Genomic DNA, 26,428 nt, shown 5'->3' on the forward strand with positions numbered 1-26,428 from the left:
TTCCCTCAGAACCGATCTTGCCATGAAAAGGGCAGACCGCCGAGGGTTTATGTGATCATCCGGGATGGAACACCTAGCCGGGGGAAATCACCGCGGACAGATGCTTTTGCACAGGTGACAGGCGGCTGGATTCGCGCTACCCCTGTTCCCCGGGGGAGACCCGCCAAAGGAGGATCACACATGGCAGAACATCAACACGGCAGCATGGATATCACCGTGCAGGAAAAGACCTTTGCCGGGTTCATCAATTTCGTGATCAAGACGGTCGGCGTGATCTTCGTGATCGTGGTTCTGCTGGCGCTCTGGGGCGCCTGACGGGCCATTACCGCTTGTCCTGATCTGCCCGATGTGGAACCCCTGATCGCAAGGATCCCCAGGACGGAGCAGTGACGGATGATCTTTCGAGCCGTGGGCCTTTCGGTCCTCGTGGCGCTTGCACTTGCCGGGTGTACGACCCCCGGCAACCAGCGCCCCAATGCCACGCCCGAGCAGATAGCGGCTGTCGCCTATCGCCATGATGGGCCGGCTGCGATCACGCTTTATACCATGATCAACAACAACACCGACGAGGGGGCGCATTCCTCGATCATGATCAACGCGCCCTCGCAGCGGGTCATCTTCGACCCGGCGGGCTCGGTGCGGGCCGACTACATCACCGAAGCCGACGATGTGCTGTACGGCATCACCCCCACCTTCGAGAGCTTCTATGAGCGTGCCCATGCCCGCGCCACTTATCGTGTGCGGATTCAACGCGTGGAGGTGCCCCCCGAGGTCGCCGAACAGGCGCTGCGGCTGGCGATATCCAACGGCTCGGTGATGCAGTCGTACTGCGCAAAATCGACCTCGTCGATCCTTGCGCAATTGCCGGGCTTCGAAAGCATCAGCACGACGTGGTTCCCCAAGAAACTGGCAAGGCAATTCGGGCAACTTCCGGGGGTGAGCACCCGTGAGCTGCACGAAGATGATGTCGATGACAAGTCGCTGGCCATCGCGCTGTTTCGCGAGCACCTGCAAAAGACCGGCCAGCCAGAGCCGGATGTCATCCAGTGATTACAGCCAGGCGCCGAGGATAAGAACCGCGGCGCCGGCCAGCATCGCCGCCAGCACGTTGCGCAGCAGCGTGGCGATGGCCAGCGTGACGGCAGCAGCGGCAAGGCGCAGCGGGTCGGTCTCGCCATCGGTGGCCACCGGCCAGACCACCAGCGGCATCACCAGCGCCGGCAGTACCGACACGGCGGTATAGCGCAGGTGGCGCATGACGGCGGGGGGCAGGGCACGGTCTCCGATCAGGCCAAGAAACACGAAGCGCAGGGCAAAGCTGCCGATGCCGAGCCCGGCGATGATGATCCAGATCTGTGCGTGGTCGATCATGCCCTTGCTCCCGCGCGGCGTTCCACTTCGGCCCCGGCGGCCATGCCGAGCCCGGCGGCGACCAGCAGCCCGAGGTTCCACGGCAGGAAGGCAAAGATCAGCGATCCTATCGTGGCCACCAGCGCCGCGGTGCGATGCGCGCCGGTGTTCAACGCCGGGCCGATCATCGCGATAAAGGCGATGGGCATGGCGAAATCCAGCCCGGTATTGGTGGGGATCGCGGTGCCCAGCAGCGCCCCAACCAGCGTGAACACATACCACAGCGGCGCAAGCGGCGTGATCGCCCCAAGGAAAAAGGCGAACTTCTCGGCGGTGGTCATCGCCTTGTTGCGCTCGTATTCGATGATCGAGATGGCGTAATTCTGGTCGATGGTCAGATAGGCGGCCACGGCGCGTTTCCACAGCGGCATCTTGCCCAGATGCGGCGTCAGCGAGGCCGAATACATCGCCATCCGCAGGTTGACCGCCAGCGCCGAGGCCAGCACCACCAGCGTTGGCGCGTCATCGCGCAGAAGCTGGATCGCGGTGAACTGCGCCGCGCCGGCGATCACCGCCACCGAAAAGCTGAGCGCCTCGATCACGCTCAGCCCCGCATCGACCGAGATCACCCCGAACAGCGTCGAAAACGGCACGATCACAAGGATAAAGGGCAGCCCGCCGCGCACGCCCTTCCAGTAGCTTGACTTGACGTCGCCGGGGGTCATCCTTGGTCTCCGAAACTCGTGCTCTGCGTGCAGCCCTAGCCAAGCGCGCGGCAAGATGCAAACCCTGCCTGCCTTGGACGCTGGCCGCGTCTTGATGGACGATTGGCTGGGCGGAACGACAGCGGCTCGCGGATTTCGGGCGGCTGTCTTCAGGCAACCGGATGTTGGCACAGGTCGTCTTGGACGCGGCGCTTCAGTCTAGAACATGTCGGCCGGAAGCACCGGCACAGAGCGGGCGAACTTGCGTCCGCTCGCCATTGGATAGGGCAGGGCAAAACCCTCGCGGTCCTGCGGGTCCTTGGCGGCATTGCTCAGCGCCGCCTGACGCCATGTGCGCGCCTGCGTGGTGCTGGCCCCGGCAATCGTCGGGCCAAGCCATTTTTCCGCCAGCCGCTCGCGGATCTCTTTGGCGGCATCCGGGCGGCGGAACATCACCGAAGCCTCGGTGTCCCAGCGCATCGAGCGCCCGTTGAGATTGGCCGAGCCGACCATCCCGACCCGGTCATCGACCACGCAGACCTTGGAGTGAATGTAGATCGGCCCCGATTTCAGCACATCCGCCTCGCCGTCCTTGGCGGGCACCGGCTGCGCGGGCGAGATCATTGCCAGCCGGTCGCCAAAGGCATGCGCCAGCCGGTTCGCCGCCTCGGTCTGAAGCGCGTGGGCGGCGCGGGCATCCCAGCCGACATCGCTGTCAAACAGCACCCGGTCCGCCGCAGGGGGCAGCACAATGATCAGCTGAAGCTCGGGCGCGCGTTTTGCGGCGCGCACCATGGCATCAACCAGCGGTCGATGACGCAGGAACTGCGTTTCGATATAGACGAAGTGCCGCGCCTCGCCCATCAGCTGGATCATCGCCCGTTCGTGTTCGGTGGCGATGGGCTTGGGGGCCAGTTGCACCGGGCCGCGGCGCGGCTCGGAGACGGTGCGCAGCAGGCGCAGATCGGCGGGAGGCTGGGGGCGCTGGCTGATGTCCATGCGGTCGGCCTCGCCCAGCATGGCGGGGGTGCCGCAGTCCAGCGCGCGGTTCCATGTTTCGCAAAAATGCAGCCGCAGGGCGGCGGCATAATCGGCATCGTCGACCTGCATCGACACGTCGTGCCATGTCTCGTCCGGGGGCTGATCGTGGCTGAAATCGTCCCAGCGCCGATCATTCACGTCGAGTCCGCCGATGATGCAGCGCGTGCCATCGGCGACGGCGAATTTCTGATGCAGCGTCACCGGGCGCAGCAGGACCGGCCCCTTGATCAGCGTGCGCTGGATCGGGGTCAGCTCGGCCGGGTCCTTGCTGTTCAGATCCTTTAGCTTTTCTCCGATCCGGGTGCGCATGATCCAGCGCCAGACCGGCCCGGCAAGCTGGCCATGCGGCGCACAGAGGATCTGCACATCGCCCTTGACCGACTGCGCAAACCCGGTGGCCGAGCGCCATGCCAGACGGTGCAGCGGTTCGGCAAAGACCGGGTCGAAATCTGCAAGGATCAGCCGAATCCTGACCCCCTTGCGCGCCACCTCGGTCAGCAGGTCGGCCCATGTGGTCATGCCCTGATCAAGGTGTGCAAGGCAATGCAGCTTGGTCCTTGGATCGAGAATGCGGAACGACATCACCAGCTCCCGCGTCGCGCTCATGGCGAGGCGTTCGAGCGCGGGAAAGCCTTCGGAGGCGGTGATGAGGGAGGTCAGGGTCATGCGGGCTCTCAGCTTCTTTTGCGGCGCAGGGCAGACCGGAAATCGGACAGCCTGAAGGCGCCGATCACATGACCGGCGAGGGCGTAGGCGGCCATGCCTGTGACAACAAGAAGGATCAGAGCAATGTAACGCCAGTAGTTCATGGATAGCATACTGCCGAGACCGAAATAGGTTCCCCAAAGAACGCCCGTCATGATCAGGGAGGCGATCAGGATACGCGGCCAGCGCTTGCGGAAACGGGCGTCAAAGCGGGCGGTGTCGCCAAGGCGGCGGCCACCGACGAACAGCATCACCAGCATGACCCATGCCGCCGCGGTGGTGGCGATGGCGGGCGACAGCCAGCCCGCCACCGGCACGAGACCCACGGCCAGAATCGCGTTCACCGCCATCGACCACAGCGCGTAATAGAACGGCGTGCGGGTGTTCTCACGGGCAAAGAACTGCGGTTGCAGCACCTTTTGCAAGACAAAGGCGGGCAGGCCCAACCCGTAGATCGCCACCGCCAGCGCGATGGCCTCGGCGTCGGCATGGGTGGTGCGACCGCGTTCGAACAGCACCGAAACGATGGGCAGCGGCACGATGACCAGCGCCGCTGCGGCAGGCAGGGTCAGCGCCAGAGCCATTTCCCCGGCGCGGGAAAACGCGTGCTGCGCGCCGTCGTTGTCCTGCGCCTTGAGCCGGCGCGACAGGTCCGGCAGCAGCACGATGCCCACGGCGATGCCCACCACGCCCAGCGGCAGCTGGTACAGCCGGTCGGCGGCGTAAAGCCAGCTGACAGCCTGCCCGAATTGCGAGGCAACCTGCTGCCCGACCAGTAGGTTGATCTGCATGACCCCCCCGGCCAGCGCGGCAGGAATGGCAACGCGCAGCAGCCGCTTCATGTCGGGGGTCCAGCGCGGCCGACCGGGGCGCACCTTGACCCCGGAACGCTCTGCCGCCACCCAGACCAGCGCCAGCTGCGCCACGCCCGCCAGCGGGATGGTCCAGATCAGCCACCAGATGACCTCGTCGCCCAGCAGGTAGCCCGCGAGCATCGCGGTGATCACCAGCACGTTCAGCAGCGTCGGCGCGGCGGCGGCGGCGGCGAAATGCCCGGTGGCGTTCAGCGCCCCGGAAAACAGCGCCGCGAGCGAGATGAACAGGATATACGGAAACACCACCCGCCCGAAACCAACCGTCAGATCGAACCGGGCATCCTGCGCAAAACCGCCCGCCGTGGCCCAGACCAGCGCCGGCATGAACACCAGCGCCAGCGCGGTGATCACCAAAAGCACCGTTGCCAGCCCGTTCAGCGCGTCGCGGGCAAAGACCAGCGGGTTTTCCTCGCCTTCGTATTTTTTGGAAAAGATCGGCACGAAAGCGGCGTTGAACGCGCCTTCGGCAAAGAAGCGGCGGAACATGTTGGGCAGGCGGAAGGCGGCGACAAAGGCGTCCATCACCGGCCCCGGCCCGATCAGCGCGAGGATCACCGTGTCGCGCACCAGCCCGAGCACGCGGCTGGCCAGCGTCCAGAACCCGACGGTCAGGACGCCCGAGATCAGGCGAATTGGTTTCATGGATGTGTTGCCCCTCTTGGCTGGTTTCGGCAGTGCTAGCCGAAGGCGGGGGCGGATGGGAAGCGGCATCCACAACGAATGCCGCCGCCGTGAGCGCCGCCGGGTCGTGCCCCGGCGGCAAACGCGTCACAGATCCAGCACGACCTTGCCGCGCGGGTTGGAACAGCAGGCGAGGATGTAGCCTTCCTCGATCTCGTCTTCGGTGATGCCGCCGTTGTGAACCATGTGCACCTCGCCCGACAGTTTCATCGTCTTGCAGGTGCCGCAGACGCCGAAGGTGCAGCCCGAGGGGATTGCGATTCCCGCGCTGCGGGCAGCGGCAAGAACGGTCTCGGTCTCGGGCACCGAGATCGTTTTCTCGGACATGTCGAAGACGATCTCGGCCTGCACGTTTTCCTCGGGCAGATCGTCTTCGGGAATCGGCGCTTCGACCAGTTCCGGCCCCGGTGTGCCCGGTGCCTGAAAGCTTTCCTGATGATAGCGGTCCATGTCGTAGCCAAGCCCGGCCAGCGCCTCGCGCACCGAGGTCATGAAGCCCTCAGGCCCGCAGCAGAACACTTCGCGTTCAAGGTAGTCAGGCGCCATCAGGCCCAGCATCAGCTGGTTGAACTGGCCCTGAAAGCCGGTCCACGGGCGGAACTTGTCCTTTTCCTGCACCACCCATTTCAGCTCGATCCCCTCGGAGCGCGAGGCGATATGTTCCAGCCGCTCGCGGAAGATGATCTCGGAGGGTTTGCGGGCACAGTTGACGAAGACGATGTCGCAGCTGCGGCCCTTGTCGTAGATCTCGGTGGTCATCGACATCATCGGGGTGATGCCGCTGCCCGCCGAGATAAACAGGTACTTTTCCGCCGGGTGCTCGTGGGCGGTGAAGCGGCCCGCCGGGCCAAGCGCCTTGAGCGTCATGCCCGGCTTGAGGTTGTCCATCACCCAGCGCGTGCCGATGCTGTCGGGCTGCGCCTTCATGGTCAGGGTCAGCGACAGCGGGCGCGAGGGCGACGAGCTGATTGTCCATGTCCGGTACAGCGGCCCGCCGGGCACGGGCAGTTCCAGCGTCAGGAACTGCCCGGCCTTGAAGTCAAATGGCCGACCTGAGGGCGCCTGAAAGCACACGGTGATGACGTTCGGCGTTTCGGGAAGGATCGAGACACATTCAAGTGGCTCGTCGTCGGTCCACGGATCGGTCTTGTTCAGCATGTCTTACTCCGCAGCCAGCGCGCCGGGCACGTGGGCTTTGCGCATCCGGTCAAGATACCAGCCAACGAATTGCAGCACGCCGTCTTCGTGGGTGGGCGAATAGGGGCCCGGCACGAAGGCGGGCGAGTTGATGCCCTGCTGGTTGTCCTCGACGACGCGGCGGTCTTCGTCGTTGGTGTGCTCCCACACCACCGTCAGGTCTTCGAGATTGTAATCTACGCCCTCGACCGCATCCTTGTGGACCAGCCATGTGGTCTGCACTTCGGTTTCCTGCGGGCCGATGGGGGTGACGCGGAAGGTGATCGAATGATCCGACAGGAAATGGTTCCACGTGGTCGGATAATGGAACATCAGCAGCGTGCCCGCATCCTTGAACGGGATCTTGCCAAGCGGCTTCTGTACGGCGATCTTGCCGGTCAGCGTGTAGCTTTCCGCGCCGTCGAGCAGCGGCATGCGCGCCACCCGGAACTGGCCGTCTTCATCCATCTTGAATCGCGACGGGGCGCCCGCGGCTTCGAGGCGGTTGAAGTGGGTCTCGACCTTTTCGGGGAAGGTACCATCGGCGGACACGCCGGTGATCGACGGGTCCTCGGGGTAGGTGCGGCACAGGTCGGGGTGGTTGCCGGCGCAGTGATAGCACTCGCGGTTGTTTTCCCAGACCAGCTTCCAGTTGCCCTTTTCGATGATGGTCGACTGGTGGGCGACCTTGGCATCGCTCAGGTCGTGCACGCCAAGATAGGGCGACACGGTGGCGGCAAAGGCGTCGAAATCCGGTGCGTCCTCGGCAAGGCAGATAAAGACAAGGCCCGAGGCGATCTCGCAATGCACCGGCTTCAGGCCGTGCTGCGTGGCGTCGAAATCCGGGCCCATGTCGCGCGCCCAGATCAGCTTGCCGTCAAGGTCATAGGTCCATTGGTGATACGGGCAGGTCAGTTTCGCCACACGCCCCTTGCTCGCCGAACAGATGATCGAGCCGCGATGGCGACAGCTGTTGTGAAAGGCGCTGATCTTGCCCTTGGCATCGCGCACGACGATCACGTCGTAAACGCCGATCTTCAGCCGCTGATAGGCGCCGGTCTTTTCCAGCATGCAGGCCGGAAAGGCATAAAGCCATTCGCGGTACCAGATGGTTTCCAGATCGGTCTCGTAGATCGCGGGGTCGGTGTAGAACGGCTGCTCAAGCGCATGGCCGGGCCGGTGAGCGAGCAGAAGCTCGGGAAGCGAAGCGGTGGGACGTGCCATGGCGGATGCTCCGGGCAGGGGGACGATATCTTTCGCTTTAGCCCATTGTACGCGCTGCTTGGCAATTGGCAAAATATTCATCTCGGGTTAGCCTGACTAATGTCTAAATAGCGGATGATCCGTTTTCGACATGGCCGAGACAAAAGCGACATTTCCATGCGTAAGCCCTATGATCTCCCGTCGCTTGGCGACCTCGCCTGCTTTGAATCGGCTGCCCGGAATTTAAGCTTCAAGCAGGCGGCGGGCGAACTTAACGTGACTCCGGCTGCGGTCAGTCACCGGATCAAGGCGCTGGAACACGACCTTGGGCAGGCGCTGTTCAATCGCCAGTATCGCGGAGTCGAACTGACCGAGGCGGGCGCCCTGCTGTTCGTCGCATTGCAACGCGGTTTCGAGACGATTTCCGACACGGTGGTGCGCATCCGCGGGCGGCACACGCGGGCCGGGGTGTCGATCGCTGCGACCACCGCGATGAGTGGGCTGTGGCTGACGCCGCGGCTTGCGACCTTCTGGAAGGCGCATCCGCAGGTCGCGATATCGCAGGTGATCCAGGACGAAGGCATGGCGCAGGGCGTCGATCTGTCGATCCATTACGGCGATCCTGCACGCGAAACCGACGAAACGCGCGTGCTGCTGCGCGACCGTATCATTGCGCTTGGCTCTCCGGAATTTGCCCACACGCAGGGAATCACCTCGCTTGATGATCTGCGGGCGGCACCGCTGATCCACACCCAGTCGGGCACGAATCCTTATACCGAATGGCCGGAATGGTTTGCCGCGATGGGCGCCGAGCCCCCGGTTGGGCCGGGCTTTTTCCTCAATAACTATCTGATTTCGTTGAATGCGGCCGAGGATCACATCGGCGCGGTGCTGGGCTGGGAAGGGCTGCTGGGCAGCTATCTGGACCGGGGGCGGCTGGTGCAGCTGCTGCCCGAAGCGATGGAGTCGCCGCTGCCGTTTTACCTGCGCATCCATGGCGGCGCGTCGGCCAATGCGCGGCTGTTTGCGGACTGGCTTGCAGAATCTGAATGAGTGTCCCCGCAGGCTGTCAGGTTTTGTCACCCATGGCGGTTAAAACAGGCTTGCGTCCTGTCGAATCGTCTTTGTGAATGTATTTTAGAACGAGTGCCGCGGCTCGGCAGGGCGCACTTTTGAAGGCATGAAAAAACCGGCGAGGGGGTGTCGCCGGTTTTTTGTCTGTTGGTGGTGGCCTCAGCTGCGCGGCTTGAGGTTCTCGGGGTCATAGAGCGGCGCATAGCCGATGCCCGCGACTTCGACGGGGAAGGGCTCGTCGAAATAGGTCACCTGAAGCTTGCGCCCGATTTCGCAATATTCCTGCGGCAGATAGGCCAGCATGATGTTCTTGCCGACGCTCGGCCCGTAGGCCTGGCTTGAGGTGAAAGACCGGCGGCCTTCGCTATCGACCAGCACCTTACCTGTATCGGGGTCCATCACCGGCATGGTGTTGACCGGATAACGCGCAACGCCGTTGGAATCGACATTGTCGGTCATCACCAGCGTGCACAGCATCGCGGGCTGCTTGTCGCGGGCGCGATATTCGAGGTGCTTTGCCTTGCCGCGGAAGTCAGCTTCCTTGACCTTGGGGCGGGCCAGATCGGCTTCGTAGAGGTTGTACTGGGTATGCAGGTCAGCGTTCTGAAGCCGCAGCGATTTTTCCAGTCGGCGCGAGTTGGCATAGGTTTCCACGCCCATCGCCATGACGCCGGTTTCGCGCAGCGCATCCCAGACGGCGAGGCCGTCGTCGTAGGGCATGTGCAGCTCCCAGCCCTGCTCGCCGACATAGGAAATCCGAAAGGCGGTGACGGTCTTGCCGGCGATCTCGATCGGCTTGATGGCGGCAAAGGGGAAGTTCTCAATATCCAGCCCGGCGGGATCGGCCACCACTTTTTTCAGCATGTCGCGGGCGTTGGGCCCCCAGATGCCGATGGTGGTGAACTTTTCGGTCACATCGGTGATGGTCACGTCAAGGCCGCGATCCTGCGCGGTGCGCTTCATGTACATCAGATCGCGCGGGCCGGCATCGGCGCCGTTCACCATGCGGATGCGATCCCCCATGCGGAACACGGTGAAATCCGCCCGCACCATGCCGTCATCGTCGAGCATGTGGGTATAGATGCCCTTGCCGATCATGTTGTCGCCGCCGATTTTCGCGGCGCAGAGCCATTCCATCAGGGCGACGTGATCGGGGCCTTCGATGTCGGTCATGTGGAAATGCGACAGGTTGATGATGGCGCAGTCGTTGCTCATCTCAAGCTGTTCGGCGTTGGAGACGCGCCAGAAATGGCGGTTGTCCCATTCGTTTTCGCGCACCGGCACCTGATCGGCGTATTTTTCCAGCAGGTGATCGTTGGCCGCATAGCCATGCGCCCGCTCCCAGCCGCCCAGCTCCATGAAATGGCCGCCAAGTTCGACTTCGCGCTCGTAGAAGGGCGAGCGGCGGATGCCACGGGCATTGCCGAAGGGCTCGCGCGGGTGGACCGGCGGGTTGTAGATTTTCTTTGCGGTCTCTTCGCAGCGGCCCCAGATGAATTCTTCGGTCAGCTGGAAATCCTGAAAGCGGGCGTAATCGATGCCGTGGTGGTCGATATGGGTGCGCCCGTCGGTCATCCAGTCGACCAGCAGCTTGGCCATGCCCGGCGCGTCCTTGACCCAGATCGCCACGGCGTACCACAGGCCGCGCAGCTTGCGGCTTTCGCCCATCGACGGGCCGCCATCGGTGGTGGTCTGCAGCAGGCCGTTGAACGAATGGCTTTCGTTGAAGCCAAGCTCGGCAAGGATCGGGGTAAGTTCCATCGCCTTTTCAAGCGGTTCGATCACGTCTTCCAGAACGAGATCGCGCATCGACGGCCCAAGCCGCGCCTGACCCTTTTCGAGAATGTCGCGCGGGTGCACCAGACGCGGCTCTTTCTCGTAGTAATAGCCCCATTCCATCTGGCCACCCTCGGTGGTGGCAGGATCGCCGGTGTCGCGCATATAGGCCGAATTGCCCTGATCGCGCAGCAGCGGGCGACCGATTTCCAGACCGGTTCCGGCAAATTCATCATAGGGGCCGAAGAAGGTCAGCGGGTGATCGACGGGCATCACCGGAAGATCTTCGCCTACCATGTCGGCTATCAGGCGGCCCCAGAGACCGGCGCAGACGATGACATGATCGGCCATGATGCTGCCGCGATGGGTCTTTACGCCGACCACGCGGCCGTTTTCCTGCAGCAGCTCCAGCGCCGGGGTGTTGGCAAAGGCGCGCAGCTTGCCGGCCTTTTCGCCGGCATCCACCAGTTTGCCCGCAACGGTCTGCGAGCGCGGCACCACGAGGCCGGCGTCCGGGTCCCACATGGCGCCCTGGATCTGGTCTTCTTCCAGCAGCGGGAATTTCTCTTTGGCCTCGGCGGCAGAGATCATCTTGACGCGGGTGCCGAAGGCGCGCCCGGAATCGCAGCGGCGGCGCAGTTCCTGCATGCGCTCGTCATCGCCGGTGCGGGCGACTTCTAGCCCGCCGATGCGGCTGTAATGGCCCAGCTTCTCGTAGAAATCGACGGAATACATCGATGTCCACGTGCTCAGCTGATCATGGGCGGTGACGTAGCAGAAATCCGACGCGTGGCCGGTCGAGCCGATGTCGGTCGGGATGGCCGACTTGTCGATGCCGACGATGTCGTCCCAGCCGCGTTCGATGAGATGATGCGCAACCGAGGCGCCGACGATGCCGCCAAGGCCGACAATAACGACGCGGGCGCGGTCCGGGAATGCTGACATGGGCGTGGTCCGTTCAAGCAAAAGATCTGGGAGTCCACCGTGTTCCCCGCCGCATCGCGCCCTGCAATGCCTGCTCTGGCATCGGTTGCATCGAAAACGACAGGCACCCGGCTGTTCTGGTCTTGATGTTTGCCCCAAACCCTGTGCTGAAAAGAGGACAATTGCGGCAGGGCTGCAATAGGGTTACGACAGGCCCTCAGGTTTCTCCGACAAAGGCTACAGGCATGGAGACGCGGCACGCTTCGCCCCGCACCGGAAGGATGAATGCGCCCGATATGGCACGGCTTCGGGTGGGCTTCATTCTGGCGCGCCGCTTCACGCTTTGCGCCTTTGCCAATTTCGTCGATGTGCTGCGGCTGGCGGCGGATGAGGGCGACCGCTCGCGCCCGATCCTGTGCAACTGGTCGGTGCTGTCCGATACCATGGACCCGGTGACATCGTCCTGCGGCGTGCCGGTGCAGCCCAAGGAGAGGCTCGGCGATCCGTCGCGCTTCGATTACATCGTGGTGGTCGGCGGGCTGATGGACGAGATGCCCAGCCTCGGCCCGGTGATGACGAAATTCCTGCATGATGCCGATGCTCGGGGCGTGGCGCTGATCGGGGTCTGTTCGGGGGCATTCCTGCTGCAACAGGCCGGGCTGATGGAGGGCTACCGCTGCTGCGTCAGCTGGTTCCACAATGCTGATTTTCTTGCGCAATTTGATGGGCTAGAGCCGGTGACCGACCAGATATTCGTGGTCGATCGCGACCGGCTGACCTGTTCGGGCGGGGCGTCTTCGGCGCATCTGGCGGCGTGGCTGGTCGACAAGCATGTCGGCCGGGCGGCAGCATCCAAAAGCCTGCGCATCATGATCATCGACGATGCCTATGCCGCCGAAAAACCCCAGCCGGGCGTGACGCTGGATTTCCGCACCCGCGATCCCATCGTGTTGCGCGCGCTGCTGGTGATGCAGCAACATCTCGACACGCCGCCCACGGTGGCCGAGATCGCCCGCCGCGCCGGTCTGTCCAAGCGCCGGCTCGAACGGCATTTCCGCGCCGAGCTGGATCTGTCGCCGCAGGCCGCCTTTCTGGAAATCCGGCTCAGTCAGGCGCATCACCTCGTGACCCATACCGACAAGTCGGTGCTTCAGGTGGCGATGGATTGCGGATTTTGCGATTCGTCGCACCTGTCCCGCGCCTTCCGCAAACGCTTTGGCCTGACGCCGCTTGCGCTGCGCCGCGGCGAGGCTTTGGACGCCTGACGCAATTATCCCATAGAACTGACGCGGATCTTCACGCCGCGGCGGGGGCCTGTCGTTACGCAACTGACATCTTCTCCCAGCCGGGGTGCTGTCATGACGCGCTTTTCCGCCTTCTCCCTTTTCAAGAACGCCCTGTCGGGCCACAAGCACTGGCCCGCGCAATGGCCTGAAAGCCAGCCGAAGGCCGAATACGATGTGATCATCGTCGGCGCCGGTGGGCATGGGCTTGGCGCGGCCTATTACCTTGCAACCCAGCATGGCATCACCAATATCGCGGTGATCGACAAGGGCTGGCTGGGCGGCGGCAACACCGGGCGCAACACCACGATCATCCGCTCGAACTACCTCTATGATGAAAGCGCGCGGCTGTTCGACCATTCGGTCGATCTTTGGCAGGGGCTCAGCCAAGAGCTGAACTACAACGTCATGTATTCCAACCGGGGCTGTCTGATGCTGGCCCACACGGTGCATGACGTGCAAAGCTTCAAGCGGCACATCCATGCCAACCGGCTGAACGGCGTCGACAACCGCTGGCTCAGCCCCGAGGAATGCAAGGAATACTGCCCGCCGATCAACATCGCCAAGGATGCGCGCTATCCGGTGATGGGCGGCGCGCTGCAGGAACGCGCGGGCACGGCGCGCCACGATGCGGTGGCCTGGGGCTATGCGCGGGGCGCGGCGGCGCGGGGCGTCGACATCATCCAGAACTGCGCGGTGCAGGCGATCCGGCGCGGGCCAGACGGCGCGGTGATCGGGGTCGACACCGACAAGGGCTTCATCAAGGCCAAGAAGATCGGCGTTTCGGCATCGGGGCATAACAGCATGGTCATGGCGACGGCGGGCGTGCGCCTGCCGCTGGAATCCATGCCGCTACAGGCGCTGGTATCCGAGCCGGTCAAGCCGATCTTTCCCTGCGTGGTGATGTCGAACGCGGTTCATGCCTATTGCAGCCAGTCCGACAAGGGCGAGCTGGTGATCGGCTCTGGCACCGACCAGTATGTCAGCTATTCGCAGCGCGGCGGCCTGCCGCTGATCGAGCACACCATCGCGGCAATTTCCGAGGTGTTCCCGATCTTCAACCGGATGCGGATGTTGCGCAAATGGGGCGGGATCACCGACAACACACCGGACCGCTCGCCGATCATCGGCAAGACTCCGGTGCCCAACCTCTATGTCAACTGCGGCTGGGGCACCGGCGGGTTCAAGGCTACGCCCGGCTCGGCGCATGTCTTTGCGCACACCATCGCCAAGGACGAGCCGCACCCGATCAACGCCCCCTTCACGCTCGACCGGTTCCGCACCGGGCGTCTCATCGACGAAGCCGCCGCGGCAGCGGTCGCGCACTGAGGTCTCAAACATGCTTCTGATCCATTGCCCCTACTGCAACGAAACCCTGCCCGAACTGGAATTCGCCTACGCTGGCGAGGCGCATATTGCCCGCCCGCAAACCCCATCCGAAGTCAGCGACGAAGATTGGGCGGAATTCCTGTTCATGCGCGCCAACGTCAAGGGCCTGCATTATGAACGCTGGCGGCACCTGCACGGCTGCGGGCGGTTCTTCAACGCGGTGCGCGACACCGTGTCCGACAAGTTCGTGACAACCTATCCGGCAGGCGCCCCGCGCCCGGCGCTGGACAGCCTTCTTGAAACCTCGGCGGAGGGCGGCAAATGAGCCACTATCGCGTTCCCGGCAAGGGCCGGGTCGATCTTTCGCGCCCGGTCAGCTTCACCTTCGAAGGCAAGACCTACAGCGGCGGGCGTGGCGATACCGTCGCCTCGGCGCTGCTGGCGCATGGCGTGCACCTGATGGGGCGCAGCTTCAAATATCACCGCCCGCGCGGCGCCGTGGCCGCTGGCAGCGAAGAGCCCAACGCCCTGATCGGCACCCGCCGCGGGCCGGGCCGGTTCGAGCCGAACACCCGTGCCACGGTGCAGGAGATCTATGAAGGCCTTCAAACCAACGCGCAGAACAAGTACCCGAGCCTGAAATTCGACATCGGCGCGGTGAACGATGCCGCCTACATGCTGTTTTCGGCGGGCTTCTATTACAAGACCTTCATGTGGCCGCGCAGCTTCTGGGACAAGGTCTATGAGCCGTTCATCCGCGCCGCCGCTGGCCTTGGCGTCAGCCCGACCGAGGAAGACCCCGATCTTTATGCCTCGCGCAACCTGCATGTCGATGTGCTGGTGGTGGGGGCGGGCCCGTCTGGCATCGCAGCAGCCAAGGCCGCCTGCGCCGAGGGGCTCAGCGTTGTGCTGGTCGATGAGAACGCCGAAATCGGCGGCACGCTGCTGTCCGAACCGCAGGCGGTGATCGACGGCGCGCCCGCATGGGACTGGATCGCCACCGAACTGGCGGCGCTGAAGGCGGCTGGCGTCAAGGTCATGACTCGCACCACGGCGATTGCCTATTACCATCAGAACATGATCGGCCTGTGCGAAAAGCTGACCGACCATCTGGCGCAACTGCCCGATGACACCCCGCGCGAGCGGCTTTGGCGGGTGCGCGCCGGGCAGGTGGTTCTGGCGCAGGGCGCGCTGGAAAAGCCGCTGGTGTTCCATGGCAACGACCGTCCCGGCGTGATGCTGGCTGGCGCGGCGCAGACCTATCTCAACCGCTACGGTGTGCTTGTTGGCAAGCGCCCCGTGGTGATCACCAGCCATGACAGCGCGTGGTTTGCGGCCTTCGATCTGGCCGATGCCGGGGCCAAGGTGCAAGCCATCGTCGATCTGCGCGAAGGCGTCCCGGAAACCCTGCTGGCGCAGGCGCGGGCGCGCGGCATCCCGGTCAAGCTGTCGCATACCGCGACGGCAACCAAGGGCCGCCTGCGGGTAAAATCGCTGCGGGTGAACCCGGTTGTCGGCGGCAGTGTCGAAGCCGGAGAGGAGATCTCCTGCGATGCGGTGCTGATGTCGGGTGGCTGGACGCCGTCGCTGCACCTGTTCTCGCACACCAAGGGCAAGCTGGCGTGGGACGAAGACCGTACCACCTTCCTGCCCGACGAAACGCCCGAAGATTGCGTCATCGCGGGCGCAAGCCGCGGGCTTTGGGGCATCGAGGCGGCGCTGAACGACGGCGCTGAAAAGGGCCGCGCTGCGGCGGCAGCGCTGGGCAAGGCCGGGGTGGCAAACGTCTATGGCGTTGCGCAGGACCGCACCGGCACCGGCATCTCGATGAAGGAACTGCCGACCGATCTGTCCGCCGGCAAGGCCAAGGCCTTTGTCGATTTCCAGAACGACGTCACCGCCAAGGATCTGCGGCTTGCGGTGCGCGAAGGCATGCGGTCGATCGAGCACGTCAAGCGCTACACCACCAACGGCATGGCGACCGATCAGGGCAAGATGTCCAACATCAACGGTCTCAACATTGCGTCCGACGCGCTGGGCCGCAAGCAGCCGCAGGTTGGCCTGACCACCTTCCGCCCGCCCTACACGCCAACCACCTTCGGCGCATTTGCGGGCTATCATCGCGGCCATCATTTCGAGGTCACCCGCAAGACCCAGATCGATGCTTGGGCGCAAGAGCACGGCGCGGTGTTCGAACCGGTCGCGCAGTGGCGCCGGGCGTGGTATTTCCCGCAACCCGGCGAAAGCATGGATGATGCGGTGCGCCGTGAATGCGCCGCCACCCGCGCCTCGGTCGGCATCTTCGATGCCTCGACGCTGGGCAAGATCGAGGTTGTCGGCCCCGATGCGGTGGAATTCATGAATCGCATGTACACCAACCCATGGACCAAGCTGGGCGTCGGGCGCTGCCGCTATGGCCTGCTGTGCGGCGACGATGGCTTCATCCGCGACGATGGTGTCATCGGGCGTATGGGGCAGGACAAGTTCCACGTCACCACCACCACCGGCGGTGCGGCGCGGGTGCTGAACATGATGGAGGATTACCTTCAGACCGAATGGCCCGACCTCAATGTCTGGCTGACCTCGACCACCGAGGAATGGTCGACCATCGCGCTCAACGGTCCGATGGCGGCAAAGCTGCTGCAGCCGCTGACCGATGTGACCCTGACCGAAGAAGCGTTCCCGCATATGTCCTGCGTGGAATGCACTGTTGCGGGGATGCCGGCGCGGCTGTTCCGCGTCAGCTTTACCGGCGAGATCGGGTTCGAGGTCAACGTGCCCGCACCGATGGGCCGCAAGCTGTGGGAAACGCTGTGGCAGGCCGGGCAGCCCTATGGCATCACCCCCTATGGCACGGAAACCATGCACGTTCTGCGGGCAGAAAAGGGCTATATCATCGTCGGTCAGGACACCGACGGCACGGTCACGCCCTATGATGCGGGCATGGGCTGGGCCGTGGGCAAATCCAAGCCCGATTTTGTCGGCAAGCGCGGCCTTGCGCGGCCCGATCTGGTGGCAGAGGGACGCAAGCAACTGGTCGGCCTGCTGACCGAGGATGGCTCCAAGCTGGAAGAGGGCGCGCAGATCGTCTTTGACGCGGCCCAGCCGGTTCCGATGACCATGGTGGGGCATGTGACCTCGTCTTACGACGTGGGCACCACCGGCCAGCCGATCGCGCTGGCGCTGGTGGCGGGCGGGCACGGGCGCATGGGGCAAACCGTCTATATCCCGATGCCGGACCGCACCATCGCCGCCAAGATCACCTCGACCGTCTTTGCCGACCCGGAAAACAGCCGCCTGAAGATCCCCGCCGATCAAGGAGTTGCCGCATGAATGCCCTGACATCCCAATCCGACTTTCTGGCCGAGACCGCCGCTGTGCGGATCGCGATGGCCGCGCCGCGCAGCCGCTTTTCGCTGCGCCTGCGGGACAATCTTGCGCCGTTCGAGGCGGCGCTGGGCCTGTCGCTGGGCGGCGCGCTGGGCAGTCGCGCCAGCGCCGGGGAGCGCGAGACGCTGCGCCTTGGCCCTGATGAGTGGATGCTGCACACGTCGTTGGCGGATGCGGGGGCGGTCGAGGCCGCGCTGTCTGCGCTATATGCCGCGCAGCCGCACAGTCTGGTGAATGTCTCGGCGCGCGAGGTCAGCTTCGTGATCGACGGGCCGCGCGCCGCCGAGTTGCTGACCCTTGGCTGCCCGCGCGATATTGCCAAGATCGCGCCCGGATCGGGCCGACGCACGGTGTTCGACGGGGTGACGGTGATCCTGTGGCGCGATGCACCGGACGCGTTCCGCATCGATTGCTGGAACAGCTTCGCACCGCATATCCTCGACCTGCTCAAGACCGGCGCGCGAGAGCTCGCCGCCGAAGCGCCCTGAAAGGCACGCATATGTCCCGTATCCTTCTGACCGTCTCCTGCCCGGTGCGACCGGGCATCGTGGCCGCGATCTCGGCATTCCTCACCGAGCAGGGCTGCAACATTCACGACAGCTCGCAGTTCTCGGATATCGAGAACGACCGTTTCTTCATGCGGCTCAGCTTTGCCTCTGAGCAGGGCGCAACACGCGAGGGGCTTGCGACCAGTTTTGCGCCACTGGCCGAGCGGCTGGAGGCAGAGTTTGCTTTCCACGATCCGTCGCAAAAGATGAAGGTGGTGATCATGGTGTCGCGGTTCGGGCATTGCCTGAACGATCTGCTGTACCGCTGGCGCATCGGGGCGCTGCCCATCGACATCGTGGCGGTGGTGAGCAATCACATGGATTATCAGAAGGTCGTGGTGAACCATGACATTCCGTTCCATTGCATCAAGGTGACGCCACAGAACAAGCCCGAGGCCGAGGCCGAGATCATGCGGGTCGTGCGCGATGCCGGGGCCGAGCTGATCGTGCTGGCGCGCTATATGCAGATCCTGTCGGATGAGATGTGCCGCGAGATGTCGGGGCGGATCATCAACATTCACCACTCGTTCCTGCCGTCTTTCAAAGGGGCCAACCCTTACAAGCAGGCGTTCGAGCGGGGGGTAAAGCTGATCGGGGCGACGTCGCATTATGTGACCGCGGATCTGGATGAAGGGCCGATCATCGAGCAGGACACGGTGCGGGTGACCCACGCGCAATCGCCGGGGGATTATGTCTCGCTTGGGCGCGATGTGGAATCGGCGGTGCTGAGCCGGGCGATCCATGCGCATATCCATCGGCGGGTGTTTCTGAACGGTGACAAAACGGTGGTGTTCCCGGCGTCTCCGGGAGAATACGCATCGGAACGGATGGGCTGACGCTGCGCCTCGGGGGAGAGGGCAGAGGGGGGCCAGCCCCCCGCGCGACGCGCTCCCCCCGGAGTTTATCGGGCAAGATGAAGATGGGGCGCGGCACCTTGCGGGCAGGTGTCGGGATTCCAGGCCCGCAGATCTGCCTATGTCCGGGCGAGCCGAGGTCTTTGGTGCGCGCGCTGAGGCTGCGACGCAGAGAGTTGGTATTGAAGGCGCTGGTCGGACAGTTGTCTTGCGGCGAGCATAGCCGGGCAGCGTAACCGTGGTGCTGCGCGCGGGGGGCCGTGATTGGGCGATAGGCGTGGGTTCCTCCGCATCGGCAGCTTCGGGCAGGGCGATGGTCTTGGTGCCGGTTATCCGGGAGGACGACTTGCGCAGGTCGGTCGCCGTCAGCTGGCGGCGTTACATGGTAAATCCCGCCATCGCTGTTCGGCCTTGCCGAGTTATGCGTATTCGCCTTTGGCAGCGCATTCATCGGCGGCGCCAGCGAGTTGATTGCTGCGATCGGCGGCACCGGCAATGACATCTTCCTTGTTAGCCTCGATGTGGTGTCGGCTGTCACGCTGTCCGACGAAAACGCGCGGCCCCCGCCGGGCATTTCCTTCCGCGATCTGCTCGAAGGCCAGCAGGTGCTTGATTTCACCGACAGGCTTGAAGGCAGAGACACGCCAGAATGCCATGATGCGGCTGGCGCGGTGGTAGAACTGCGCATCTTTGAGACTGCGGCGTGCGGTCTGGGCTTTTCCCCCGGCCGCAGGGGGACCGAGAGCGGCCTCGCTTCAGCCCTCGATGCCGGGATGTTCGAACTGACCTCCGACGACGGGCTGCTGCTGGCCTATGAGGTGACTCTGTCTGCACGCGTAACCATGCCCGATCTGGCCGAAGATCGGCAGGCGCTGATCGACGCCAGCGGCTGTCGCAATGCGACACGCCCGAGGAGCTCGAGCGGACAGCCAGTCCGGTGAGCTTGCCCAGATCCGCAGCATCAGCGCCGATGTTGCGCGCTTGATACGGATCCGCACGCTGGCGCTGTCGATCGGCATGGGGCGGGTGGTCTACGGCGTTGAAACGCAAGACGAGGCAGGCAGTATCCGCGACCATTTTCTGGCCTTGGCGGGCGCAGCAGTTGATGGCGGTATTCTCTGTCTGACCTCGGGCGTAGACCTGCTGAATCACGGTGAGGTAGCATTGCCGGGCGGGCCGGATGCGTTTTGCGGGTGCTGGCGATTAGCGTTTTCGTCACCGGGCAGGGTGATCTTTGCGCGCTGGCCGCGCTCGAGAACGCGGCCAGTCTCAACAGCACGAAGTCGACGACCGACGTCCTGTACGGCCACAGTGTGTCGATGATCTGGGCCGGATAGGCGCAGGGAGGGACCGGCAAGCTGGAGGTGGTGCTTCAGGGTCGCAACGGCGACAAACTGGCCGAGCATCTGGCTGCGGCGGACGGACAGATGGGCGATGCATTTGCTATCGCCGACCACCAGAGCGCCCATAGCTCGGCCAGCAAGCTCGATGATGGCCGCGGCGCGATCAGCTTAATCGCGCAAGGTGGCGAAGTGCTGACCCCAGCCCGGGAACTCGACCTTGGTTTCGCCGGAACCGACGCGGCTCGACAGGGTGCGTCTGGAAATACTGTGCGGCGGTGCGGGCGACGATCTGCTGGAGGCCCACAGGCTGGAGGGCAGCAATGCCGGGGTCAGCGTCAACGGCAGCAAGATGCCTTTGCAGGGCATGCCGGCCAATGCGCTGGGCGCAGACGTATTCGCCAATCCGGGTAACCCTCTCGGCGAACGCGGCGCCCTGTCGGTGCCCATCGATCCGGTAACGGTTGCTCCGCTGCGAGGGTACCGCAATCCGGTGCTGCTCGCCCTCGTCAAGCCGATGAACGGTGCGGTATGGAGGTCTGCTGGGTACCGAGTGTGAGCAACAGGCGAGCATCCACGGCGATCTGCGAGGCGGCAACACGCGGGTCTGTGCGATGCTCAACATACAGAACGGCAGGTATTTCGTGACCGCGCACTTGCGACAGTGTAAGTGAAGCGGGATTTAATATCTCGCTGGCAACATCAGAGGCGGATACCGGCGTGCAAAAGCTCGGGGCCGTCGGAGTCATCGCGTTCAAGAATGGCGACTTCGGCGATGACGCTATTGACTCAAAGACGATTGAAGGCGTTTGGGTCGACACCGTCGATGAATTCGATTTTGCGCAGATCAACGACATAAACTGCGACGTCCCTGCCGTGATCCGACAGGGGCTAGCTGCGGCTGAGGTGTTCGCGCAGGAGGGCAAGTCTACGACGGGGACACCATTCACTATCCGAAAGAGCCTGCCTTCGTCCGTTCCTTCAAGGATGACGCCCACTTCATGGTGTGACCGTCACCATAAAGCTGCGCAAGGCTGCGCTTGAGCAATGATCCGGCGTGGGTCCAGATAGAAAGGGCAGAGGGGGCGCTGCCCCCCGCCTCCTTTCGGAGCCTCCCCCCGGGATATTTCCTGCCAGAAGAAGACAAGGCGCTGCGCCCCGGTTTCTTCTGGCCCTAAATATCCCCGCCGGAGGCATCCGGCGATCAGGCCGGGCGCGGCGCCCGGATCAAGGCGCCGCTCCGGTGTCAGTGCAGGTCTTTGTAGCTGATTTCCTTGACGTCCGAGCCGGTCTTGCTGCGGCGGACATGCAGGCGGTTCAGCGCGTTCACGTAGGCGCGGGCGGAAGCGACCACCGTGTCGGTATCGGCGGACTGGCCGGTCGCGATCTTGCCGTCCTCTTCGAGACGCACGGATACCGTCGCCTGCGCATCGGTGCCTTCGGTGACGGCATTCACTTGGTAGAGCTGAAGCCGCGCCTTGTTCGGGTAGAGCTTGCGCACCGCCTTGAAGGTCGCATCCACCGGACCGTCGCCGAATTCATCCGCGCTCGTCTCTTGCCCGCCGACTTCCATCTCGAGCACCGCTTCGGCCTGTCCCGCCGTGCCGCAGATCACCTTCAGCGACACGATCTCAAGGTGGTTGCCCTGATCCTCGGCGAGATGGGCGGTGACAAGCGCGAGGATGTCATCGTCGTAGACCTCTTTCTTGCGGTCGGCGAGATCCTTGAACCGAACGAAGATGTCCTTGAGCTGGTTGTCGCCTACCTCGACGCCAAGATCCTTGAGCTTGGCACGCAGCGCGGCGCGGCCCGAATGCTTGCCGAGCGGCAGTGAGGTGCCTGCAAGGCCGACATCCTCGGGGCGCATGATCTCGAAGGTTTCCTTGTTCTTGAGCATGCCGTCCTGATGGATGCCGGATTCATGCGCAAAGGCGTTCTTGCCGACGATGGCCTTGTTGAACTGCACCGGAAAGCCCGAGACCGCCGAGACGCGGCGCGAGATGTGCATGATCTTCTTCGTTTCCACATTGGTGTAGAACGGCATGATGTCGCCGCGGGTGCGCAGCGCCATGACCACTTCTTCAAGCGCAGTGTTGCCAGCCCGCTCGCCCAGCCCGTTGATGGTGCATTCAATCTGCCGTGCGCCGCCCTCGACCGCGGCGAGCGCGTTGGCAGTCGCAAGGCCAAGGTCGTTGTGGCAATGGGTGGCAAAGATGATCTCATCGGCGCCGGGCACGGTGGCGATCAGCTTGCGGATCAGCTCGGCGCTTTCATTGGGGGCGGTGTATCCCACGGTATCGGGGATGTTGATGGTGGTGGCGCCCGCCTTGATGGCGATCTCGACCACGCGGCAGAGGTAATCCCATTCGGTGCGGGTTGCGTCCATCGGCGACCATTGCACGTTGTCGCACAGGTTGCGCGCGTGGGTGACCGTCTGGTGGATGCGGTCGGCCATCTCGTCCATCGTGAGGTTCGGAATGGCGCGATGCAGCGGCGATGTGCCGATGAAGGTGTGGATGCGCGGGCGGGGGGCGTTGCGCACCGCCTCCCAGCAGCGGTCGATGTCGCCGGTCTGGGCACGGGCGAGGCCGCAGATCACCGAGTCTTTCGAGCGTTTCGAAATCTCGGAGACGGCGGCGAAATCGCCTTCGGAGGCGATGGGAAAGCCCGCTTCGATTATGTCGACGCCCATGTCTTCGAGCAGCTCGGCGATTTCGAGCTTTTCGTCATGGGTCATGGTCGCGCCGGGCGACTGTTCGCCATCGCGAAGCGTGGTGTCGAAAATATAGACGCGGTCCTTGCCCGCTGCCTGAGCCTGGTCAGTCATGTCTGGATTCCTTGAGGTGTCTTCGTCCGCTAGTTGTTTCGCCGGCGCGAAACGGGTCTCCTCTGAGCGTCCGCGCCGGGAATTGCGCGCTCAGAGGCGAATTAGCAGAAGACGCAGGCCAAGCGCCATGCCTGCGCGGGGCGCAGTGGCGGGCAGAGAGATATGGCCATTCTTCGTCATATCGCGGACTATACGCGCGGCGCCGCAAATGAAAACCCGCAAAATGACCAGCTTTGCGCGGAATGTCGCGCCGCGCCGCAGCATCACTCGCATGGGGGTTGAGCGGAACGTGTCGTGCCTCCTATGCTTCGAGTGGGCCGTGGAAAGGGTATCTCGTGCTGAACAATGTCTGCCGTGCCGCCGTGATGGCAGTTCTTCCGGTTTGTGCGGGGGCCGAGGGGCGCACCGAGGCCGATGTCTATATTTTCGGCAATTCTCTGGTGCATTACCTTGGTGAACAGGACCATACCAACGTGCCCTATTGGTTGGCGCAGATGGCGGCGGTTGATGATCGGCGGCTGACGCTTAGCGGGCAATGGGGGTTCCTGCGCAATTTCGCCGAGTCGTTGCCGCCGCGGCCGGGCTGGAGCATTGCCGGGGTGCGCGGGGCGTGGGATCCGGGGCGCGGGGCGTTCGGTGATGCCGGGCTTGAGGCCGTGCTGATCACGCCGGCGAATTTCATCCAGTATCAGGCCCCCGATGCGCCCTATGATGGTGACAATCCTCGCGACGAGTCGCCCTTGGGCGCGACGTTGAAAGTACTGGACTGGACGGTCGGGCATGCGCCGGGAACGCCGGTCTGGATCTACGAGGGCTGGGCCGAGATGTCCTCGGTCACGGGCCGCTTTCCGCCGTCGGATCGTGCGCATTTGCGGTATCAGGCCTTCAATGCAGCCGATTATCACGACTGGTACCTTCGGCTTGTTGCAGATCTGCGGGCGGCGCGGCCCGAGGCGGATGTGCGGCTGATGCCGATTGCCTCGGTTCTGGCAGGGCTGCTGGGCGAGGGCGGGGCGCTGGCGGATCTGCCTCTTGAGGCGCTGTATGTCGATGCCGATCCGCATGGCACACCGACGCTGTATTTCCTTGCCGCGATGATCGCCTATGCCGCGCTTTACGAGGCTCCGCCCCCGGCAGGTTTCATCCCGACTGGCGTCGCGCCCGAGGTGATCGCGGCCTATCCGGCGCTGGCCGAGTCTGTCTGGCAGGCGGTGCACGCCGCCGATCCGTTCTCCGAGGCGAGCTTGGCGCCCGCTTCGCCCTCTGTGCGCGCGGCCGCCGAGGAGGGCGCAATCGACGCCGACATTCCCCTGCCGCAGCGCGGGCAGGTGGCGTTGCCTGCGCCGGGGGCGCGGCCCGAGGGGCTTCCGGCGCTGGGCATGGGGCTGAACGGCCTTGCCGACTGGTCGACGCAGGCGCCCTTTGTCGATCTAATGAAATCCGCCCGCGAATGGGTGGGGCATCTTCCCGGCCAGTGGGGCGGGGTGACCATCGACGAGCTGCGCGCGATGGGCGCGCTGGATGACAACGGCTGGCCGCTGCGCATCCCCGACGGGGTCGAGCGGCTTGAGGCGCTGCTGCTAACCGACATGCCCGAGGATGCCGACTACCTGCGCGGCAGCTACGTGGTGATGTGGGATGGCAAGGGCGATCTGGAACTGACCGGCCGGGCGCGGCGGGTCGGCTACGAACAGGGCGTAGCGCGGTTTCACTACACGCCGGGCGAGGGGTCGGTGGGGATCTCGATTTCGGCCACCGATCCGGATGATCCGATCCGCAACATCCATGTGGTGCGCGAAGACCAGTTGCTGCTGTTCGAGGCGGGGGTGATCTTTGACCCGCTGTGGATCGCGCGGATCAAAGACCTGCGGCTGGTGCGGTTCATGGACTGGATGATGACCAACGGCTCTGTGGTGCAGAGCTGGTCTGACCGCCCGCGCCTGTCGGATTACACTTGGACCTCGTGGGGCGTGCCGCTGGAAGCGATGATCGCGCTGGCCAACCAGATCGGCGCCGACCCGTGGTTCAACATGCCGCATATGGCCAATGACGACTATGTGCGGCGCTTTGCTGAAACGGTGAAGGCCGGGCTGGACCCGCGGCTGAAGGCGCATGTGGAATATTCCAACGAGGTCTGGAACCATATTTTTCCGCAAGCGGGCTGGGCGGAAATGCAGGCGGATGCGTTGTGGGGGCGCTCCGAGACAGGCTGGGTTCAGTATTACGGGCTGCGCGCGGCGCAGATGATGCGGCTGTGGTCGAAGGTCTACGGCGAGGAGGCCGAGGCACGGCTCGAACGGGTTGTGGCAACGCACACCGGCTGGCCGGGGCTGGAGGAAAACATCCTTGTCGCGCCGCTGGCCTACCTGCAACTGGGCCATTCCCCGCAAGAGGATTTCGATGCCTATGCCGTGGCGGGCTATTTCGGCTACGAGATGGGCGGCGAAGAGATGGCGCCGCGCATCGACGCATGGCTCGAACGGTCCGAAGCCGAGGCGGTGACGGCGGGCGAAGCCGAGGGGCTGCGCCGCGTGGCTCTGCGCGAATACGTCAGTGCGCACCGTTTCGAGGCCGCCGTTGCGCCGGTGGCGCTGGCCTTGCAGGAAGGCTCGCTCAAGGAACTGGTCGAAGAGATCCTGCCCTATCACGCGGCGGTGGCCGACACCGCCGGGCTGCGGCTGGTGATGTACGAGGGCGGCACCCATGTCGCGGCGCAGGCCGGGCGGGTCGAGGATGAGCGGCTGACAGGGTTCTTTGAATACCTCAACTATGCGCCGGAAATGGCCAAGCTCTACGAAGGGCTGCTGAGCGGCTGGATCTCGGCGGGTGGCACGCTGTTCAACGCCTTTGTCGACGTTGCGCCGCCGTCGAAATGGGGCAGCTGGGGGGCGCTGCGGCATCTGGATGATGAAAATCCGCGCTGGGACATGCTGATGAGCTACAACGCCACCGGCCCGTCGGGGTGGGAGGAACGCGATGCGCTGGCCTTTGCCGATGGCGTGGTCCGGGCAGCCCCGGCGGGCGGCGCGCGGCTGGAGGGCACGGTGGAAGAAGACGTGCTGATCGGCGGCGGCGGCAATGATACGCTGGTCTCTGGCGGTGGCGACGACAGCCTGCATGGGGGCGCGGGTGAGGACGTGGTGCTGCTGCCCGGTGCGCAGGGGGAATATGACTTCACCCGCGACGGGGCGCGGCTTGTCACGACAGGGCCTGCGGGGCGGGTGGTGCTGGTGTCGATCGAAGGGCTCGGATTTGCCGACGCGCCGGGAGCCGTCGTGCCGACCTCTGGCCTGTGAGCCAGAGTTTTAGCGGACAGTCTCTGGTGCTGGCCACCGGCTCCGCCGAAGG

General features: G+C 64.2%; 21 protein-coding genes. 13 read left to right on the plus strand and 8 right to left on the minus strand.

All coding sequences use genetic code 11. The features are described from left to right. The first annotated feature begins 180 nt into the window (after positions 1 to 180). Positions 181 to 315 (plus strand): aa3-type cytochrome c oxidase subunit IV, encoded by a 135-nt coding sequence (locus Q4543_RS12135; protein WP_216001985.1) that lies wholly within the window; start codon positions 181 to 183, stop codon positions 313 to 315. A 78-nt stretch (positions 316 to 393) separates the two neighbouring features. Then, complete coding sequence (locus Q4543_RS12140) at positions 394 to 1,050, plus strand: hypothetical protein (protein WP_303438612.1); 657 nt, start codon at positions 394 to 396, stop codon at positions 1,048 to 1,050. Here the strand turns inward: Q4543_RS12140 and Q4543_RS12145 are convergent, their stop codons facing one another. The 6 genes from Q4543_RS12145 to Q4543_RS12170 all read right to left on the minus strand — a co-directional run bounded on the left by Q4543_RS12145 (position 1,051) and on the right by Q4543_RS12170 (position 7,756). Then, positions 1,051 to 1,371: an AzlD domain-containing protein gene (locus Q4543_RS12145; RefSeq protein WP_216001987.1), complete on the minus strand. Its 321-nt coding sequence runs from the start codon at positions 1,369 to 1,371 to the stop codon at positions 1,051 to 1,053. After that, positions 1,368 to 2,075 carry an AzlC family ABC transporter permease gene (locus Q4543_RS12150; protein WP_303438614.1) on the minus strand — a complete coding sequence of 236 codons (708 nt, stop codon included), beginning with the start codon at positions 2,073 to 2,075 and terminating at the stop codon, positions 1,368 to 1,370. Before Q4543_RS12150 ends, Q4543_RS12145 begins: the two co-directional genes overlap by 4 nt. A 198-nt stretch (positions 2,076 to 2,273) precedes the next feature. After that, the gene (locus Q4543_RS12155; protein WP_303438616.1) at positions 2,274 to 3,761 is read right to left on the minus strand and encodes a phospholipase D family protein; all 1,488 of its coding nucleotides are present in this window, start codon (positions 3,759 to 3,761) and stop codon (positions 2,274 to 2,276) included. An 8-nt stretch (positions 3,762 to 3,769) separates the two neighbouring features. Continuing rightward, positions 3,770 to 5,317, minus strand: coding sequence for a murein biosynthesis integral membrane protein MurJ (gene murJ / locus Q4543_RS12160; RefSeq protein WP_303438618.1), 1,548 nt, complete (start codon positions 5,315 to 5,317; stop codon positions 3,770 to 3,772). Positions 5,318 to 5,443: 126 nt separating this feature from the next. After that, the gene (locus Q4543_RS12165; protein WP_216001991.1) at positions 5,444 to 6,514 is read right to left on the minus strand and encodes a hybrid-cluster NAD(P)-dependent oxidoreductase; all 1,071 of its coding nucleotides are present in this window, start codon (positions 6,512 to 6,514) and stop codon (positions 5,444 to 5,446) included. Positions 6,515 to 6,517: 3 nt separating this feature from the next. Then, on the minus strand, positions 6,518 to 7,756 hold the full coding sequence (locus Q4543_RS12170; protein WP_303438620.1) for an aromatic ring-hydroxylating dioxygenase subunit alpha: 1,239 nt from the start codon (positions 7,754 to 7,756) through the stop codon (positions 6,518 to 6,520). 156 nt (positions 7,757 to 7,912) lie between these two features. Between Q4543_RS12170 and Q4543_RS12175 the strand changes: the two genes are divergently transcribed. Beyond that, the gene (locus Q4543_RS12175; RefSeq protein WP_303438622.1) at positions 7,913 to 8,788 is read left to right on the plus strand and encodes a LysR substrate-binding domain-containing protein; all 876 of its coding nucleotides are present in this window, start codon (positions 7,913 to 7,915) and stop codon (positions 8,786 to 8,788) included. A 180-nt stretch (positions 8,789 to 8,968) separates the two neighbouring features. Here Q4543_RS12175 and Q4543_RS12180 read toward each other — a convergent pair whose 3' ends face one another. Continuing rightward, positions 8,969 to 11,530: an FAD-dependent oxidoreductase gene (locus Q4543_RS12180; protein ID WP_303438624.1), complete on the minus strand. Its 2,562-nt coding sequence runs from the start codon at positions 11,528 to 11,530 to the stop codon at positions 8,969 to 8,971. Positions 11,531 to 11,805: 275 nt separating this feature from the next. Here Q4543_RS12180 and Q4543_RS12185 point away from each other — a divergent pair, with 275 nt between their 5' ends. From Q4543_RS12185 to Q4543_RS12225, 9 genes are all read left to right on the plus strand, one after another. Next, the gene (locus Q4543_RS12185; RefSeq protein ID WP_252737338.1) at positions 11,806 to 12,774 is read left to right on the plus strand and encodes a GlxA family transcriptional regulator; all 969 of its coding nucleotides are present in this window, start codon (positions 11,806 to 11,808) and stop codon (positions 12,772 to 12,774) included. Positions 12,775 to 12,867: 93 nt separating this feature from the next. Continuing rightward, entirely contained in the window at positions 12,868 to 14,121 is a 1,254-nt protein-coding gene (locus Q4543_RS12190; protein WP_216001996.1) for a sarcosine oxidase subunit beta family protein, read from the plus strand. A 10-nt stretch (positions 14,122 to 14,131) separates the two neighbouring features. After that, a complete protein-coding gene (locus Q4543_RS12195; protein WP_303438631.1) occupies positions 14,132 to 14,446 on the plus strand; it encodes a sarcosine oxidase subunit delta in 315 nt (104 codons plus the stop codon). Beyond that, positions 14,443 to 17,454, plus strand: coding sequence for a sarcosine oxidase subunit alpha (locus Q4543_RS12200; protein ID WP_303438633.1), 3,012 nt, complete (start codon positions 14,443 to 14,445; stop codon positions 17,452 to 17,454). Before Q4543_RS12195 ends, Q4543_RS12200 begins: the two co-directional genes overlap by 4 nt. Further along, on the plus strand, positions 17,451 to 17,999 hold the full coding sequence (locus tag Q4543_RS12205; protein ID WP_303438635.1) for a sarcosine oxidase subunit gamma: 549 nt from the start codon (positions 17,451 to 17,453) through the stop codon (positions 17,997 to 17,999). The genes Q4543_RS12200 and Q4543_RS12205 overlap by 4 nt, the downstream gene beginning before the upstream one ends. A gap of 11 nt (positions 18,000 to 18,010) precedes the next feature. Beyond that, positions 18,011 to 18,895, plus strand: a complete 885-nt coding sequence (gene purU / locus Q4543_RS12210) for a formyltetrahydrofolate deformylase (protein WP_303438637.1) — start codon at positions 18,011 to 18,013, stop codon at positions 18,893 to 18,895. A 485-nt stretch (positions 18,896 to 19,380) separates the two neighbouring features. Further along, entirely contained in the window at positions 19,381 to 19,854 is a 474-nt protein-coding gene (locus Q4543_RS12215) for a hypothetical protein (RefSeq protein WP_303438640.1), read from the plus strand. A gap of 619 nt (positions 19,855 to 20,473) precedes the next feature. Continuing rightward, positions 20,474 to 20,812 (plus strand): hypothetical protein, encoded by a 339-nt coding sequence (locus Q4543_RS12220; RefSeq protein ID WP_303438642.1) that lies wholly within the window; start codon positions 20,474 to 20,476, stop codon positions 20,810 to 20,812. A gap of 161 nt (positions 20,813 to 20,973) precedes the next feature. Next, positions 20,974 to 21,297, plus strand: a complete 324-nt coding sequence (locus tag Q4543_RS12225; protein ID WP_303438644.1) for a hypothetical protein — start codon at positions 20,974 to 20,976, stop codon at positions 21,295 to 21,297. A 202-nt stretch (positions 21,298 to 21,499) separates the two neighbouring features. On the opposite strand, the gene Q4543_RS12230 is transcribed toward Q4543_RS12225, so the two are convergent. Beyond that, positions 21,500 to 23,080, minus strand: a complete 1,581-nt coding sequence (locus Q4543_RS12230; protein ID WP_216002003.1) for a 2-isopropylmalate synthase — start codon at positions 23,078 to 23,080, stop codon at positions 21,500 to 21,502. Positions 23,081 to 23,415: 335 nt separating this feature from the next. Between Q4543_RS12230 and Q4543_RS12235 the strand changes: the two genes are divergently transcribed. After that, on the plus strand, positions 23,416 to 26,376 hold the full coding sequence (locus Q4543_RS12235) for a calcium-binding protein (protein ID WP_303438648.1): 2,961 nt from the start codon (positions 23,416 to 23,418) through the stop codon (positions 26,374 to 26,376). Positions 26,377 to 26,428: the final 52 nt, after the last annotated feature.

Origin of the sequence: Salipiger sp. 1_MG-2023, from assembly GCF_030547555.1 — a bacterium.
In the GTDB taxonomy this organism is placed as follows: Bacteria; Pseudomonadota; Alphaproteobacteria; order Rhodobacterales; family Rhodobacteraceae; genus Salipiger.